The organism is Acidovorax sp. IB03, assembly GCF_016406015.1.
In the GTDB taxonomy this organism is placed as follows: domain Bacteria; phylum Pseudomonadota; class Gammaproteobacteria; order Burkholderiales; family Burkholderiaceae_C; genus Acidovorax; species Acidovorax temperans.
Genome location: NZ_JAEFCH010000007.1, coordinates 74,762 through 90,276 on the forward strand (window position 1 = coordinate 74,762; position 15,515 = coordinate 90,276).

The 15,515-nt window shown below is 65.7% G+C and carries 11 protein-coding genes and 1 pseudogene; 9 read left to right on the forward strand and 3 right to left on the reverse strand.

Annotated elements, in window-relative coordinates:
• Nucleotides 1–2 precede the first annotated feature (2 nt).
• On the forward strand, nucleotides 3–2,360 hold the full coding sequence (gene parC, locus IHV84_RS06015; RefSeq protein WP_198846211.1) for a DNA topoisomerase IV subunit A: 2,358 nt from the start codon (nucleotides 3–5) through the stop codon (nucleotides 2,358–2,360).
• Nucleotides 2,361–2,432: 72 nt separating this feature from the next.
• Here parC and IHV84_RS06020 read toward each other — a convergent pair whose 3' ends face one another.
• Nucleotides 2,433–2,891, reverse strand: a complete 459-nt coding sequence (locus IHV84_RS06020) for a RidA family protein (protein ID WP_066784266.1) — start codon at nucleotides 2,889–2,891, stop codon at nucleotides 2,433–2,435.
• A gap of 285 nt (nucleotides 2,892–3,176) precedes the next feature.
• Between IHV84_RS06020 and IHV84_RS06025 the strand changes: the two genes are divergently transcribed.
• From IHV84_RS06025 to IHV84_RS06045, 5 genes are all read left to right on the forward strand, one after another.
• The gene (locus IHV84_RS06025) at nucleotides 3,177–5,681 is read left to right on the forward strand and encodes a DNA internalization-related competence protein ComEC/Rec2 (protein ID WP_233099842.1); all 2,505 of its coding nucleotides are present in this window, start codon (nucleotides 3,177–3,179) and stop codon (nucleotides 5,679–5,681) included.
• 112 nt (nucleotides 5,682–5,793) lie between these two features.
• A complete protein-coding gene (locus tag IHV84_RS06030; protein WP_198846213.1) occupies nucleotides 5,794–7,251 on the forward strand; it encodes a circularly permuted type 2 ATP-grasp protein in 1,458 nt (485 codons plus the stop codon).
• The gene (locus IHV84_RS06035; protein WP_198846214.1) at nucleotides 7,251–7,406 is read left to right on the forward strand and encodes an alpha-E domain-containing protein; all 156 of its coding nucleotides are present in this window, start codon (nucleotides 7,251–7,253) and stop codon (nucleotides 7,404–7,406) included. Before IHV84_RS06030 ends, IHV84_RS06035 begins: the two co-directional genes overlap by 1 nt.
• Complete coding sequence (locus tag IHV84_RS06040; RefSeq protein WP_198846215.1) at nucleotides 7,400–7,555, forward strand: alpha-E domain-containing protein; 156 nt, start codon at nucleotides 7,400–7,402, stop codon at nucleotides 7,553–7,555. The genes IHV84_RS06035 and IHV84_RS06040 overlap by 7 nt, the downstream gene beginning before the upstream one ends.
• Nucleotides 7,549–8,508 (forward strand): alpha-E domain-containing protein, encoded by a 960-nt coding sequence (locus IHV84_RS06045; protein ID WP_198846216.1) that lies wholly within the window; start codon nucleotides 7,549–7,551, stop codon nucleotides 8,506–8,508. The genes IHV84_RS06040 and IHV84_RS06045 overlap by 7 nt, the downstream gene beginning before the upstream one ends.
• Before the next feature lie 74 nt (nucleotides 8,509–8,582).
• Here IHV84_RS06045 and IHV84_RS20340 read toward each other — a convergent pair whose 3' ends face one another.
• Together IHV84_RS20340 and IHV84_RS06055 are read right to left on the reverse strand one after the other, a co-directional pair.
• Nucleotides 8,583–8,924: a VF530 family DNA-binding protein gene (locus IHV84_RS20340; RefSeq protein WP_233099814.1), complete on the reverse strand. Its 342-nt coding sequence runs from the start codon at nucleotides 8,922–8,924 to the stop codon at nucleotides 8,583–8,585.
• 34 nt (nucleotides 8,925–8,958) lie between these two features.
• On the reverse strand, nucleotides 8,959–9,879 hold the full coding sequence (locus IHV84_RS06055; protein ID WP_142081650.1) for a LysR family transcriptional regulator: 921 nt from the start codon (nucleotides 9,877–9,879) through the stop codon (nucleotides 8,959–8,961).
• A 210-nt stretch (nucleotides 9,880–10,089) separates the two neighbouring features.
• Between IHV84_RS06055 and IHV84_RS06060 the strand changes: the two genes are divergently transcribed.
• The 3 genes and pseudogenes from IHV84_RS06060 (at nucleotide 10,090) to IHV84_RS06070 (ending at nucleotide 15,443) form a co-directional block, all read left to right on the forward strand.
• The gene (locus IHV84_RS06060; protein WP_198846217.1) at nucleotides 10,090–10,965 is read left to right on the forward strand and encodes an alpha/beta hydrolase; all 876 of its coding nucleotides are present in this window, start codon (nucleotides 10,090–10,092) and stop codon (nucleotides 10,963–10,965) included.
• Between the two features lie 51 nt (nucleotides 10,966–11,016).
• A pseudogene (locus tag IHV84_RS06065) lies at nucleotides 11,017–12,153 on the forward strand (efflux RND transporter periplasmic adaptor subunit); the annotation flags it as partial.
• Nucleotides 12,154–12,200: 47 nt separating this feature from the next.
• On the forward strand, nucleotides 12,201–15,443 hold the full coding sequence (locus IHV84_RS06070; protein ID WP_198846218.1) for an efflux RND transporter permease subunit: 3,243 nt from the start codon (nucleotides 12,201–12,203) through the stop codon (nucleotides 15,441–15,443).
• Nucleotides 15,444–15,515 lie beyond the last annotated feature (72 nt).

The window sequence follows — 15,515 nt, forward strand, 5'->3', positions numbered from 1 at the left end:
GAATGAGCGACCAACCCACTTTAGATTTCACCACCGCTGGCGATGACGGCGGCGACTCCCTGGGCCTGGCGGGCTACGCCCAGCGCGCCTATCTGGAATACGCGTTGTCGGTCGTCAAAGGCCGTGCGCTGCCCGATGTGTGCGACGGCCTCAAGCCCGTGCAGCGGCGCATTCTGTATTCGATGGACCGCATGGGCCTGGGCTACAGCGGCCCCACGCGCAACACGGCGGCCAAGCCCGTCAAGAGCGCTCGTGTGGTGGGCGATGTGCTGGGCCGCTTCCACCCCCACGGCGACCAGTCGGCCTACGACGCGCTGGTGCGCATGGCGCAGGATTTTGCCCAGCGCTACCCGCTCATCGACGGCCAGGGCAACTTCGGCAGCCGCGACGGCGACGGCGCTGCGGCCATGCGCTACACCGAGGCGCGCCTGTCCCGCATCACCAGCCTGCTGCTCGATGAAATCGACGAAGGCACGGTCGATTTCATGCCCAACTACGACGGCAGCACGGAAGAGCCTCGCCAACTGCCCGCCCGTCTGCCCTTCGCGCTGCTCAACGGCGCCAGCGGCATTGCCGTGGGGCTGGCCACCGAGATCCCCAGCCACAACCTGCGCGAGATTGCCGATGCGTGCGTGGCGCTCATCAAGACACCCACGCTGAGCCAGGAAGAGCTGCTGGCCATCGTGCCCGGCCCGGACTACCCCGGTGGCGGCCAGATCATCAGCAGCCCCGGCGACATTGCCGACGCCTACCGCACCGGCCGTGGCAGCCTGAAAGTTCGTGCGCGCTGGAAGATCGAAGACATGGCGCGCGGCCAGTGGCAACTGGTGGTGACCGAGCTGCCGCCCGGCGTCAGCACCCAGCGCGTGCTGGAAGAGATTGAAGAAATCACCAACCCCAAGGTCAAGGCCGGCAAGAAGGCGCTGACGCAGGAGCAGACGCAACTCAAGGCCAGCATGCTGGCGGTGCTGGACGTGGTGCGTGACGAATCGAGCAAAGACGCGCCTGTGCGCCTGGTGTTCGAGCCCAAAACCGGCAAGACTCCGCAGCAAGAACTGATCACCGCGCTGCTGGCCCACACCAGCCTGGAAACCTCGGCCCCCATCAACCTCACCATGGTGGGGCTCGACGGCAAGCCGGTGCAAAAGTCGCTGCGCCAGATGCTGGAAGAGTGGATCGCCTTCCGCCAGACCACCATCACCCGCCGCAGCCAGCACCGGCTGAACAAGGTGCTGGACCGCATCCACATCCTCGAAGGGCGGCAGACCGTGCTGCTCAACATCGACGAGGTGATTGCGATCATCCGCCACAGCGACGAGCCCAAGGCGGCGCTGATTGCACGTTTCAACCTGAGCGATCGGCAGGCTGAAGACATTCTCGAGATCCGCCTGCGCCAACTGGCACGGCTCGAAGCCATCAAGATCGAGCAAGAGCTGAAAGAGCTGCGCGAAAGCCAGGGCAAGCTCGAAGACATCTTGAACAACCCCGGCTCGCTGCGCCGCACCATGGTCAAGGAGATCGAGGCCGACGCCAAGACCTTTGCCGACGCGCGCCGCACGCTGATCCAGGCCGAGAAAAAGGCCGTGGCCGAAGTCAAGGTGGTGGACGAGCCGGTGACGGTGGTCGTCTCGCAAAAGGGCTGGGTACGCGCCCGCACCGGCCATGGGCATGAGGCGGCCAGCTTTGCCTTCAAGGCGGGCGACGGGCTGTACGGCACGTTTGAATGCCGCACGGTCGATACCTTGCTGGCCTTTGGCAGCAATGGCCGCGTGTACTCGGTGGCCGTGTCGCTGCTGCCCGGCGCACGGGGCGACGGCCAGCCGGTGACCACGCTGATCGAGCTGGAAGCCGGCACGCAGTTGCTGCACTACTTTGCAGGCCCGGCCAACGCCACGCTGCTGCTGTCCAGCTCGGGCGGCTACGGCTTTTTGGCGGCGGTGGAGAACATGGTTTCGCGCCAAAAGGGCGGCAAGGCCTTCATCTCGCTGGGCGAAGGCGAAACGGTGTGCGTGCCTTCGCACGCAGCGGGCACCACGGGCAGCAAGCCGCTGCTGCCGGCCACACATGTGGCCTGCGCGTCGGTGGGTGGGCGTATCCTCACGTTCGAGATCACCGAGCTGAAAACCATGGCCAACGGCGGCCGGGGCCTGATGCTGATCGACCTGGAAGACAAGGACCAGCTTGCAGGCGCCGCAGCCTACACGCGCAGCATTCGCCTCGATGGCATTGGCCGTGGCGGCAAGGTGCGCGATGAGACGCTGGAGATCCGCAGCTTGAACAACGCCCGCGCCGCACGCGGCCGCAAGGGCAAGGCGGCGGACCTGGGCTTCAAGCCCAACGCCGTCACCCGCGTGGAGTGATGCTGCTGCGCGCAGCACCCAAACAAAAAAAGCCAACCGGCAACGGTTGGCTTTTTTTGTGGAGCGACCGAATCAGGCCAGCTCGGCGATCAGCTCAATCTCCACGCAAGCGCCCATGGGGATCTGGGCCACGCCGAAGGCGCTGCGGGCGTGCACGCCCTTGTCGCCAAACACCTGGCCCAGCAGCTCGCTGGCGCCGTTGGTCACCAGGTGCTGCTCGGTGAAGTCGCCGGTGGAGTTCACCAGGCTCATCACCTTGACGATGCGCTTGACGCGGTTGAGGTCACCACCTGTGGCGGCGTGCAGCGTGCCCAGCAGGTCGATGGCCACGGCGCGCGCGGCCAGCTTGCCTTCTTCGGTGGTGATGTTCTTGCCGAACTGCGCGGCCCAGGGCTTGCCATCCTTGCGGGCGATGTGGCCGGATAGGAACACCAGGTTGCCCGTTTGCACATATGGCACATAGGCGGCCGCAGGCACGGACACGGGGGGCAGGGTGATGTTGAGTTCGCTCAGCTTGTCGTAAACGCTCATGGTTTTCCTTGGGTTGAAGTGCGAGGGAAAGCGCGGGCGCCCGCGCCTCCAAAAAGCGCTGGCCGGGCCCACACGGTGTTGCGGCGCCAAGTGTTACACAGCCGGTGCCGCATCGGCGGTGCCTGGGGCGCTGCAACGGCGCATTAGCATCAGCCCATGTTTGGCATAAGCCCCTCTAATAGCCACCTTCAGCCCTCCTGCCCCGATGGTGGAGAAGGCGCTCGTCCAGTGCGCTGTGTGCACGGGGGCGATGACGGTGTTCGCAGACTGTGGCCTTTGCCTGCCATGTTGTGCGGTGTATTGGCGGGCTCCGCGCTGCAGCTGTGGCAACCCGAGCTGTGGGCCATGTGGGTGTACGGCAGTGTCTTGGGCGCGATGGGCGTGGTGGGAGCCTGCGTGCTGTGCCGCCCACTGCTGCGCAGGCGCTGGCTGGATCAGAACGGTGCAGGGCGGCCCTGGTGGCGGGTTGGAGGGGTGATAGCCACGCTGCTTTGGGCGGCCATTACCGCCTTTGCCCTGTGTGGTTTGCGGGCCAGCGCATTTGCCGGGCAGGGCCTGCCTGCGGCGATGGAGGGGCAGGACGTGCGCATCACCGCCGTGGTGGCAGCCATGCCACAGCGCACCGAGGCCGGGGTGCGCCTGCGCTTGCAGGTGGAGTCTGCCGAGTGGGCGGATGCCGCGCCCGATGCGGGCCGCGCCCGAGCCCCCGAGCGCCCGGACACTGCGCCCCAGGTGCCTCCGTTGATCGATGTGTCCTGGTACGGCGGCGTGCTGCGTGACGCCCAGGGCTTGGTCGATTTGCAGCGCCAGCCGCCCGAGCTGCGTGCAGGGGAGCGCTGGCGCATGACGGTGCGCCTGAAAGCGCCCCACGGGTTGCGCAACCCCCACGGCTTTGACTACGAACTGTGGCTGTGGGAGCAGGGCGTGCAGGCCACGGGCTATGTGCGCGCTGGCCCCAAAGATCAGCCCCCCGAGCGGCTGGGTACCACCTGGCAGCACCCGGTGGAGCAATGGCGCCAGTCGGTACGCGACGCCATCTTTCAGCGCCTGGTCAGCAGCACTGCGGTAGACGAAGAGGCATCCGCCCAGCGCGTGGCCGGGGTGGTGGCCGCCCTGGTCACGGGCGACCAGCGGGCCATTGACCGGGCAGATTGGGACATCTTCCGCGCCACGGGCGTGGCGCATCTGATGAGCATTTCTGGCCTGCACATCACCTTGTTTGCCTGGCTGGCCGCTGCCCTGGTGCGGCTGCTGTGGCGGCGTTCGGCCCGGTTGTGCATGGCGGTACCGGCGCCCACGGCGGCCCTGGTGTGTGGCGTGGTGCTGGCAGGCGGCTACGCGTTGTTCAGCGGCTGGGGTGTGCCCGCGCAGCGCACGGTGACCATGCTGGCGGTGGTGGCGGCCCTGCAGCTCAGCGGCCGTCGCTGGCCCTGGCCGCAGGTGTGGTTGCTGGCCTGCGCTGCCGTGGTGCTGACTGACCCCTGGGCGCTGTGGCAGGCTGGGTTCTGGCTGAGCTTTGTGGCCGTGGGGGTGTTGTTTGCTACTGATTCTGTAGCTGCTGACGCTTATCCTAAAGGCGCTAGAGGCCATTTTTATGCATTATTGCGTGAGCAGTGGGTGGTGACGCTGGCGCTCACGCCGCTGAGCCTGCTGCTGTTTGGCCAGGTGTCGCTGGTGGGGTTTGCGGCCAACTTGCTGGCCATACCGTGGGTCACGCTGGTGGTCACGCCCCTGGCGCTGGCCGGGGTGGTGTGGGCGCCGTTGTGGTCGCTGGCGGCGTGGGCTTTGCAGCCCCTGGCGGCGGGCCTGCAGTGGCTGGCCAGTTGGCCCTGGGCGGTGGTGTTTTTGCCCGCAGCACCGTTGTGGGCTGGCGTGCTGGCCTTGCTGGGCGGCGGCTTGCTGGCCATGCGCCTGCCATGGCAGTTGCGCTTGTGGTCTGTGCCGCTGCTGGTGCCTTTGCTTTGCTGGCAGGCGCCTAGGCCTGCGCCGGGCCAGTTTGAGCTGCTGGCGCCCGACATTGGCCAGGGCAATGCCGTGCTGGTGCGCACGGCCACGCGCACCTTGCTGTACGACGCAGGCCCGCGCTTTAGCCGCGAAAGCGACGCGGGCCACCGCGTGCTGGTGCCGCTGCTGCGGGCGCTGGGCGAACGGGTAGACGTGCTCATGCTCAGCCACCGCGATGCGGACCACACCGGGGGTGCGGCCGCCGTGCTGGCCCAGCAGCCAGGGGCGGCGTTGACAGGGTCGATCGAAGCCGAGCATGCGCTGCAAGCCTTGCGCCCTGCCACGCCGTGCGTGGCGGGGCAGCGCTGGGTGTGGGACGGAGTGGCGTTTGAAGTGCTGCACCCCACGGGCGCCGAGTCTGATCACCCAACCCGCCCCAACACGGCAAGCTGCGTGCTGCGGGTAGCCAGCGCGGCAAGTGGCGTGCACGCGCAGGCCGTGGCACTGCTGGTGGGGGACATCGAAGCCGCGCAAGAGCAAGCCCTGCTGGCGCGTGCCGCTCCTGTCAAAGCCGACGTGCTGCTGGTTCCGCACCATGGCAGCAAGACCTCGTCCAGCCCCGCGTTTCTGGACGCGGTACAGCCGCGCACCGCATTGGTGCAGGCGGGCTACCGCAACCGCTTTGGCCACCCTGCACCCGAGGTGTTGCAGCGCTACGCCCAACGCCAGGTGCCCGTGGTGGAGTCGGCCCGCTGCGGTGCGGCGATCTGGTCTTCCGCCCGTCCGGATGTGGTGGAGTGTGAACGCGACAAGGGGCGCCGCTACTGGCAGCACACGGTGCCCTGAGAGCGGCGCAAAGTGCGCAGCTTCGATCCTGATCAGGGTTTGTGCTGCTTTTGCGCAGCCCAGCCCCAAGGCGGGCGCGTAACTTGCTATCCTGACTGTAGGAGGCCCGTCCATGCAGAAATTTGACGAGATGTACGCCATGCTGCCCTTTGATGGCAGTGACGTGCGCGAGCACTACAAGCGCTATGCGCACTGGCTGGCGCAGCAACCCCCTGGGGTGATGCAGGATCGCCGGGCTGAAGCCGAGATGATCTTCCGGCGCGTAGGCATCACCTTTGCCGTGTATGGCGCCAAGGACGAAAGCGGGGCAGGCAACGAGCGGCTCATTCCGTTTGACCTCATCCCTCGCATCATCCCGGCGCACGAGTGGAGCCGCATGCAGCAGGGGCTGGTGCAGCGCGTCACGGCGCTCAATCGCTTCATCCACGACGTTTATCACGGTCAAGACATCCTCCGCGCTGGCGTGGTGCCGGCCGACCTGATCCTGAACAACGCGCAGTACCGCCCAGAGATGGCGGGCGTGCAGGTGCCGCAGAACATCTACGCGCACATTGCGGGCATCGACATCGTGCGCGCGCCCGACGCGCAGGGCCAGGGCGAGTACTACGTGCTGGAAGACAACCTGCGCGTGCCCAGCGGCGTGAGTTACATGCTGGAAAACCGCAAGATGATGATGCGGCTCTTCCCCGAGCTGTTCAGTCTGCACAAGGTGGCGCCCGTGGCCCATTACCCCGACCTGTTGCTGGACACCCTGCGCGCCAGCGCGCCCGCCACGGCGGACGACCCCACGGTGGTGGTGCTCACGCCCGGCATGCACAACAGCGCGTACTTCGAGCACGCCTTCCTGGCCCAGCAGATGGGTGTGGAGCTGGTCGAAGGGCAAGACCTGGTGGTGCGCGACAAGTTCGTGTATATGCGCACCACGCGCGGCCTACAGCGGGTGGATGTGATTTACCGCCGCGTGGACGACGACTTCCTCGATCCGCAGGTCTTCCGCCCTAACTCCACGCTGGGCTGCTACGGCCTGATGGAGGCGTACCGCGCAGGCAACGTGGCCATCTGCAACGCTGTGGGCACCGGCGTGGCCGACGACAAGTCCGTCTACCCCTACGTGCCCGAGATGATTCGCTTCTACCTGGGCCAGGAACCCATCCTGAAAAACGTGCCCACCTGGATGTGCCGCAAGCAGGACGACCTGCAGTACGTGCTGGCAAACCTCAAAGACCTGGTGGTCAAGGAGGTGCACGGTGCGGGTGGCTACGGCATGCTCATTGGCCCTGCCGCCACGCAGGCCGAGATCGAAGACTTCCGCCGCGCCCTGCTGGCCAACCCGGCGGGCTACATCGCCCAGCCCACACTCAGCCTGTCGAGCTGCCCCACCTATGTGGAAAGTGGCATTGCCCCGCGCCACATCGACCTGCGCCCCTTTGTGCTGAGCGGCCGCGAAGTGCAGATGGTGGCCGGTGGCCTGACCCGCGTGGCCTTGCAAGAGGGCTCGCTGGTGGTCAATTCATCGCAAGGCGGCGGCACCAAAGACACCTGGGTGCTGGGAAATCGAGGGACTGAATGATGCTGAGCCGTACCGCTGACCATTGGTTCTGGATGTCCCGCTACACCGAGCGGGCGGTAAAGCGGGCCGCAGGCGCGCTTTCAACACAACACCGCGTGCGTGCGCAGCATGTGCGTGGTTCTCTGCCCTCTTCGATCAAGGAGGCCGCATGCTGAGCCGCACCGCCGACCATCTGTTCTGGATGTCCCGCTACACCGAGCGGGCAGTAAAGCGAGCCGTAGGCGCGCTTTCAACACAACACCGCGTACGTGCGCAGCATGTGCGTGGTTCTCTGCCCTCTTCGTTCAAGGAGGCCGCATGCTGAGCCGCACCGCCGACCATTTGTTCTGGATGTCTCGCTACACCGAGCGGGCAGAGAACACCGCCCGCATGCTGAGCGTGAGCTACGAAACCTCGCTGCTGCCCCAGGCGGCAGAGGCTGCGCGCGAAGGCTGGGAGGGGCTGCTCTCCATCAGCGAGTTGATTCCCGCCTTCACGGCCAAATACGATGAGATCACGCCCGCCAACGTGCTGGACTTCATGGTCCGTGATGGGTACAACCCTTCGTCCATCGTGTCGTGCCTGCGCGCTGCGCGCGAGAACGCACGTGCTGTGCGCGGAGCCTTGACGACCGAGGTGTGGGAAACCATCAACCAGACCTGGCTGGAACTGCACCGGCAACTTCAGGGCAACGCCTTTGAGCGCGACCCCGGCCAGTTTCTGGAATGGGTGAAATACCGCTCGCACCTCTCGCGCGGGGTGACGGCGGGCACCATGCTGCAAGACGAAGCCTTTCACTTCTTGCGCATGGGCACGTTTCTGGAGCGGGCCGACAACACGGCGCGCTTGCTGGATGTGAAGTTCCATGCTGTGCAGAACGACTTCTTTGGCCGCGCCAGTGAGCGCAACCAGGAAAACGACTTCTACCACTGGAGCGCCATCTTGCGCAGCGTCTCGGCGTTCGAGGTGTACCGCAAGGTCTACCGCGACGTGATCACGCCAGGGCGTGTGGCCGACCTGCTCATCCTGCGGCGCGACATGCCCCGGTCACTGCATGCCAGCCTGCATGAAGTGGTGGAAAACCTGAACCTGCTGGCCAACAACCACTCGGCCGAAACTCAGCGCCGCGCGGGCCGCCTGCTGGCCGATTTGCAATATGGCCGCATCGACGAAATTCTGTCGCACGGACTGCACGCCTTCCTCACGCAGTTCCTGGACAAGGTGAACGATCTGGGGGCGGGCATCAGCCGTGATTTCTTGGTCGCAGTGAGCGACTGAAAGGCGCTCGGGCGGGCCGTCTAACGGCTGCCCGGTTCACCCTGCTCGGCTGCGCCTGCGAGGCTTGAGTGTTTTCAGGCGTTGCGCCTGCGTTCGCGCAGCATGAAGAGGTACAGGCTCTCGACCTTTTCGCGTGCCCACGGGGTTTTGCGCAAAAACTTGAGGCTGGAGCTCACGCTGGGGTCGATCTGGAAGCAGCGGATGGGAATCTGCCGCCCCAGTTCGTCCCAGCCAAAGTAATCGGCAAGCCCCACCACCATCGCTTCGAGGGTGATGCCGTGCAGCGGGTTGCGCGCCTGCTTGGCAGGCGCCGCACCGGCAGGGAGGGTGGGCGTGGGCGTGGGTGCGGGCTCGGTGGTGTGCGCCCCATTGCTTTCTGTGGGGGGCGTGTGTTCGGTGGGTGGGACAGAGTTCATGGGCCCAAGGATAAGCGCCCCGGCGGCCCGCCGGTTACGCCTCGTGCCGCTGCAGGTGCGGGTCGCGCTGGAACAGTTCGGCCGTCCAGTCCACAAAGGCGCGTACCTTGGCGCTCAAATGTCGGTTGGGCGGGTACACCACGTAGATGGGGAGCAGGGGCTGCGTCCAGTCCGGCAGCAGTTGCACCAGGGTCCCGGCCTTCAGATGTTTTTGCGCTTGAAAGCTGGTGATCTGCGCCACACCCATGCCGTGCAGGGCTGCGGTGACGTAGGCGTTGGCTTCATTCACGCTCACCTGGTAGGGGCCGTTGATGTCGATGGACTCGGTACCTTTGCGGAACTCCAGCGGGTAGTGGCGCCCGGACTGGGGCGAAAAATACAGCAGGCTGGTGTGCTTTTCTTCCAGCTCCAGCGGGTGCTGCGGCGTGCCTTTGCGCGCGAGGTAATCGGGCGATGCCAAGGTGATGAATTCCAGATTGCCAATGCGCCGTGCCACCAGCGATTGGTCGCTCAGCTCGCCCCCGCGGATCACGCAGTCCACGTTGTCGCCAATCAGGTCCACGGTGCGGTCGCTCACGCCCAGGTCGAGCTGGATGTCGGGAAAGCGCGTCTGGAAGTCCGCCAGGTGCGGAATGATGAGCAGCTGCGCCACCGAGGTGCCCACGTCCACCCGCAGGCGGCCCATGGGGTTGGCGCGGGCGTTGGTCATGCTGGCTTCAATGTCATCCAGGTCAGACAGCAGCCGCACGGTGCGCTCGTAGTAGGCCGCGCCATCGGCCGTCACGGTCACGCGGCGGGTGGTGCGGTTGAGCAGCTTCACGCGCAGGCGCTCCTCCAGCGCTTGCACATGCTTGGTGACGGTGGCCTTGGGCAGCGACAACGAATCGGCGGCGCGCGTGAATGTGCCGGCTTCAACGACACGGGTGAATATGCGCATGGCCTGTATTTGGTCCATCGCCCCTCCTGGAATCCTGACAACGGGTGGATCAGCGCCCACAGAACCAGGTTCTGTGGGCGCTGAAGAATTCTCACACGCAACCAGCACCTTGATTGTTGTGAGATTGGAAACACTGCAGTGGTGTTTGCCGGGTTTATCGGCTTGCGCGCAGCCGGTACATTTCCCAACATCGCAAACCTACCCGCCTTTCCTTCACAGGCCATCGCCATGCCGCCCGACGCACCTCGTCCCACCCCGCAGCCCCACCCAGCAGCAGCCCCTGCCAAGGCGCAGCCTGCCGCTGCGCGCTGTGTAGACAGCGCCATCGATCTGGCAAGCGGTGAACCTGTGGTAGTGCGCATGTATGGCCGCAAGAAGGCGGGTCATGCGTCGCCCCTGGTGGTGCATTTTCACGGCGGTGCTTTCGTTTCGGGTGATCTGGACAACGGCCACACCGTGGCCCATTTGCTGGAAGGCGCGGGCGCTGTGGTGGTGTCGGTGGCTTATCCGCTCACGCCCTTTCCGCAGCCGGTGGACACTGGCTATGGCGTGTTGCAGTGGGTGCACCGCCATCGCACCAAGCTGGGCGGGCAAGGGGCCTTGGTGTATCTGGCAGGGGAAGAGGCCGGAGGCAATCTGGCGGCGGCCGTGGCGCTGATGGCGCGCGACCAGGCCCACCCACCACTGGCCGGGCAAATTTTGTTGTCTCCCATGCTCGACCCTTGCGTAGGGTCTGCTTCGCAGCGGCGCACCACCGGAGACGCGGTGGACTGCAAGTGGGTTCAGGGCTGGCGCAATTTCCTGCGCTGCCCGCGCGATGCCGAGCACCCTTATGCCGTGCCTGCCTCGGCCCATCGCCTGGCGGGCTTGCCCCCCACGCTGGTGTTGGTGGGCGACACCGATCCCATGCGTGACGAAGCCCTGGCCTACGCAGCGCGCCTGCACGCCGCAGGCCTGCAAGTCACGCAGCATGTGTTTGCCAAAGCCGAGAAGTGGCCCGAGCCGCTGCTGGAAACCGGCCCGCACGAATGCCCCTGTGCCGGGGCGGTGCAGGAAGAGTTCCGGCGGTTCTTCGAAGCCACCCGATGTCGGGAGTCCTCCTGACGCCGCTGATCCGCTGATTCCCTGAGTCACCACCCCACACGCCTTTCTGGCCCTTTTGCAGGCGCCGCCCCGCAGGGCGTGCCTGTGTCCGTGGCAGCCGTGCTGCAAAAAGACATAGCGCTGTGGGCCGATTTCTCGGGCCGCATGGAGGCCGTGCAGCGCGTGGAGGTGCGCCCCCGTGTTGCGGGTGCGCTGCAGGCTGTGCACTTCAAGGAAGGTGCCCTCGTCAAGCAGGGCGACCTGCTGGTGACGGTGGACCCCGCCCCCTACGCCGCCGAGGTGGACCGCGCCGAAGCCCAGGTGGCCGCCGCGCAGGCCCGGGTGTCGTACACCCGCAGTGAGCTGGACCGCTCCACCCGCCTGCTGCAAGAAAGCGCCATCGCCCAGCGCGAGCACGACGAACGCCAGAACGCCCACCGCGAGGCCGATGCCAACCTGCGCGCTGCGCAGGCCGCATTGCAAACCGCACGCCTGAACCTGTCGTACACCCAGGTGCGCGCGCCGGTGGCGGGTCGCGTGGGTCGCATCGAAGTCACCGTGGGTAACCTGGTGTCCGCCGGTGCGGGCGCGCCAGTGTTGACATCGCTGGTTTCTGTCAGCCCCATCTATGCGAGCTTTGACACCGACGAGCAGATCGTGGTGAAGGCCTTGCAAGACCTGGGCAGCGGCGCCAAGGGCCAAAGTGCGCGCCAGTTGCTTGCGCGCATTCCCGTGCAGATGGGCACAGGCACCAGTGGCGGCACGCCCTACACCGGCCACCTGCAACTGATTGACAACCAGGTGGACGCCAAGAGCGGCACCGTGCGCGTGCGTGCCGTGTTTGACAACGCCGACGGCGCACTCATCCCCGGCCAGTTTGCGCGCATTCGCATGGGCCAGGCACGCAACACCCAGGCCGTGCTCATCAACGAGCGCGCCGTGGGCACCGACCAGAGCAAGAAGTTTGTGATGGTGGTGGCCGAAGGCAACAAGGCCGAGTACCGCGAGGTGACGCTGGGCGCCCCGGTGGACGGCCTGCGCGTGGTGACCTTGGGCCTGAAAGCGGGCGAGACCATTGTGGTCAACGGCTTGCAGCGTGTGCGCCCTGGTGCCGTGCTGGCACCGCAGGCCGTGCCCATGACTGCCAAAGCAGAGCTGCCCGGCGAGCGCAAGCAAGCCCAGGGCGCCACCAAGTCGCCCGCTGTGTGAGCGCGTGTGAGCACAGTGAGTGATCTGAGCCATCAGGAATTTTTTGTATGAACCTGTCCTGCTTTTTCATTGACCGCCCCATCTTTGCCGGGGTGCTGTCGGTGCTCATCTTCCTGGGGGGGCTGATCGCATTGCGCGGTTTGCCCATCTCCGAATACCCCGAGGTCGCGCCGCCGTCTGTGGTGGTGCGCGCCCAGTACCCAGGTGCCAACCCCAAGGTGATCGCCGAGACCGTGGCCACGCCGCTGGAGGAATCCATCAACGGTGTGGAAGGCATGCTCTACATGGGCAGCCAGGCTACGACCGATGGCGTGATGACGCTGACCGTGACCTTCAAGCTGGGCACCGACCCCGACAAGGCCCAGCAGCTGGTGCAAAACCGTGTCTCGCAGGCCGAGCCACGCTTGCCTGAAGAGGTGCGCCGTTTGGGCGTCACCACCGTCAAGAGCGCGCCGGACCTGACCATGGTGGTTCACCTGGTCTCGCCCAACAACCGCTACGACATCGACTACCTGCGCAACTACGCCGTGCTCAACGTGAAGGACCGGCTCGCGCGCATCCAGGGCGTGGGCCAGGTGCAGATCTTCGGTGGTGGCGACTATTCCATGCGCGTGTGGCTCGACCCCCAAAAGGTAGCGCAGCGCGGCCTCTCGGCCAGCGATGTGGTGTCTGCCATCCGTGGGCAAAACGTGCAAGCCGCTGCCGGTGTGGTGGGCGCATCGCCCGGCCTGCCGGGCGTGGACCTGCAGCTGTCCATCAACGCCCAAGGCCGTTTGACGACCGAGGAAGAGTTTGGCGACATCATCGTCAAGACCAGCGCCGACGGCGCGGTGACACGCCTGCGCGACATCGCCCGCCTGGAGCTGGGTGCTGCCGACTATTCGCTGCGCTCGCTGCTCAACAACGACCCTGCCGTGGGCATGGGCGTGTTCCAGGCCCCGGGCTCCAACGCGCTCGACATCTCGGCCAATGTGCGCCGGGCCATGGACGAGATCCAGAAGAACATGCCCGAAGGTGTGGAGTACCGGATTGCGTACGACCCCACACAGTTCGTGCGTGCGTCCATCAAGTCCGTGATCCAGACGCTGATCGAAGCCATTGCGCTGGTGGTGATTGTGGTGATCCTGTTCCTGCAGACCTGGCGCGCTTCCATCATTCCGCTGCTGGCGGTGCCGGTGTCGGTGGTGGGCACGTTCGCGGTGCTGCACCTGCTGGGCTTCTCGATCAACGCTTTGAGCCTGTTCGGCCTGGTGCTGGCCATTGGTATCGTGGTGGACGATGCCATCGTGGTGGTGGAGAACGTCGAACGCAACATCGAAGAAGGCCTGACTCCGCGCGAGGCCACCTACCGCGCCATGCGCGAAGTCTCTGGCCCCATCATCGCGATTGCGCTGGTGCTGGTGGCGGTGTTCGTGCCGCTGGCCTTTATCAGCGGGCTCACAGGCCAGTTCTACCGCCAGTTTGCGGTCACCATTGCCATCTCCACGGTGATCTCGGCCATCAACTCGCTGACCTTGTCACCCGCGCTGAGCGCACTGCTGCTCAAGGGCCACCACGAGCCCAAGGACGCATTGACGCGTGGCATGGACAAGGTGCTGGGCCGCTTCTTTGGCGCTTTCAACCGCGTGTTCCAGCGCGGCTCTGATGCCTACAGCGGTGGTGTGACGCGCGTCATTGGCCGCAAGGCGCTGATGCTGGTGATCTACCTGGCCTTGGTGGGCGCTACCTGGGGCCTGTTCAAGGTGGTGCCCGGCGGCTTTGTGCCTGCGCAAGACAAGCAGTACCTGGTGGGCTTTGCCCAGCTGCCCGATGGCGCCACGCTGGACCGCACCGAAGACGTGATTCGCCGCATGGGCGAAATCGTCAAGACCAACCCGAACGTGGAAGACGCCATCGCCTTTCCGGGCCTGTCGATCAACGGCTTTACCAACAGCTCCAACTCGGGCATCGTGTTCGTCACGCTCAAGCCTTTTGCCGAGCGCACCCGCGCTGACCAAAGTGGCGGTGCCGTGGCCATGCAGTTGAACCAGGCGTTTGGCAGCATCCAGGAAGCGTTCATCGCCATGTTCCCGCCGCCACCCGTGGCGGGCCTGGGCACCACCGGTGGCTTCAAGCTGCAAATCGAAGACCGCGCCTCGCTGGGCTACGAAGCCATGGACGCCGCTGTGAAAGCCTTCATGGGCAAGGCCTACCAGACGCCCGAGCTGGCTGGCCTGTTCACCAGCTGGCAGGTCAACGTGCCGCAGCTGTACGCCAACATCGACCGCACCAAGGCCCGCCAATTGGGTGTGCCGGTGACGGACATCTTCGACACGCTGCAGATCTACCTGGGTAGCCTCTACGCCAACGACTTCAACCAGTTTGGCCGCACCTACAGCGTGCGTGTGCAGGCCGATGCGGCCTACCGTGCGCGGGCTGAGGACGTGGCTGCGCTCAAGGTGCGCTCCAGCACGGGTGAGATGGTGCCGCTGTCTGCGCTGATGAAGATCGAGCCCAGCTTTGGCCCCGAACGCGCCATGCGCTACAACGGCTACCTGGCCGCCGATGTGAACGGTGGCCCTGCGCCCGGCTTCTCGTCGGGCCAGGCCCAGGCCGCTATCGAGCGCATTGCGGCAGAGACGCTGCCCCAGGGCATCACGTTTGAATGGACCGAGCTGACCTACCAGGAAATCCTGGCGGGTAACTCTGCGGTGCTGGTGGTCCCGCTGGCCATCTTGCTGGTGTTCCTGGTGCTGGCTGCGCAGTACGAAAGCCTCACGCTGCCCATTGCCATCATCTTGATCGTGCCCATGGGCTTGCTGGCGGCGATGACGGGCGTGTGGCTCACCAAGGGTGACAACAACGTGTTCACGCAGATCGGGCTCATCGTGCTGGTGGGGCTATCGGCCAAGAACGCGATCCTGATCGTGGAGTTTGCGCGCAAGCTGGAGTTTGCGGGCCGCAGCCCGGTGCAGGCCGCCATTGAGGCCAGCCGCCTGCGTCTGCGCCCCATCCTGATGACCTCGCTGGCCTTCGTGATGGGCGTGCTGCCCCTGGTGCTGTCCACCGGTGCGGGCGCAGAAATGCGCAGCGCCATGGGTGTGGCCGTGTTCGCCGGGATGATTGGGGTGACGGCCTTTGGCTTGTTCCTCACGCCCGTGTTCTACGTGCTGCTGCGCAAGCTGGCAGGCAACCGCCCTCTGGTGGAGCATGGCGCGCATGTGGCACCCATTTCCCACGCCCCGCACGCTGCAGGCAGTGCCGTGCACCCCGTGCTGGCAGCGCCACGCCACCCCCATGAAGGTGCCTGAACGCCTTTGAGCCATTTGCAATGGGCCCAGGCCCTGCGCCCAAAGCCGCCCACAGTCCTGAAACACCTGGGC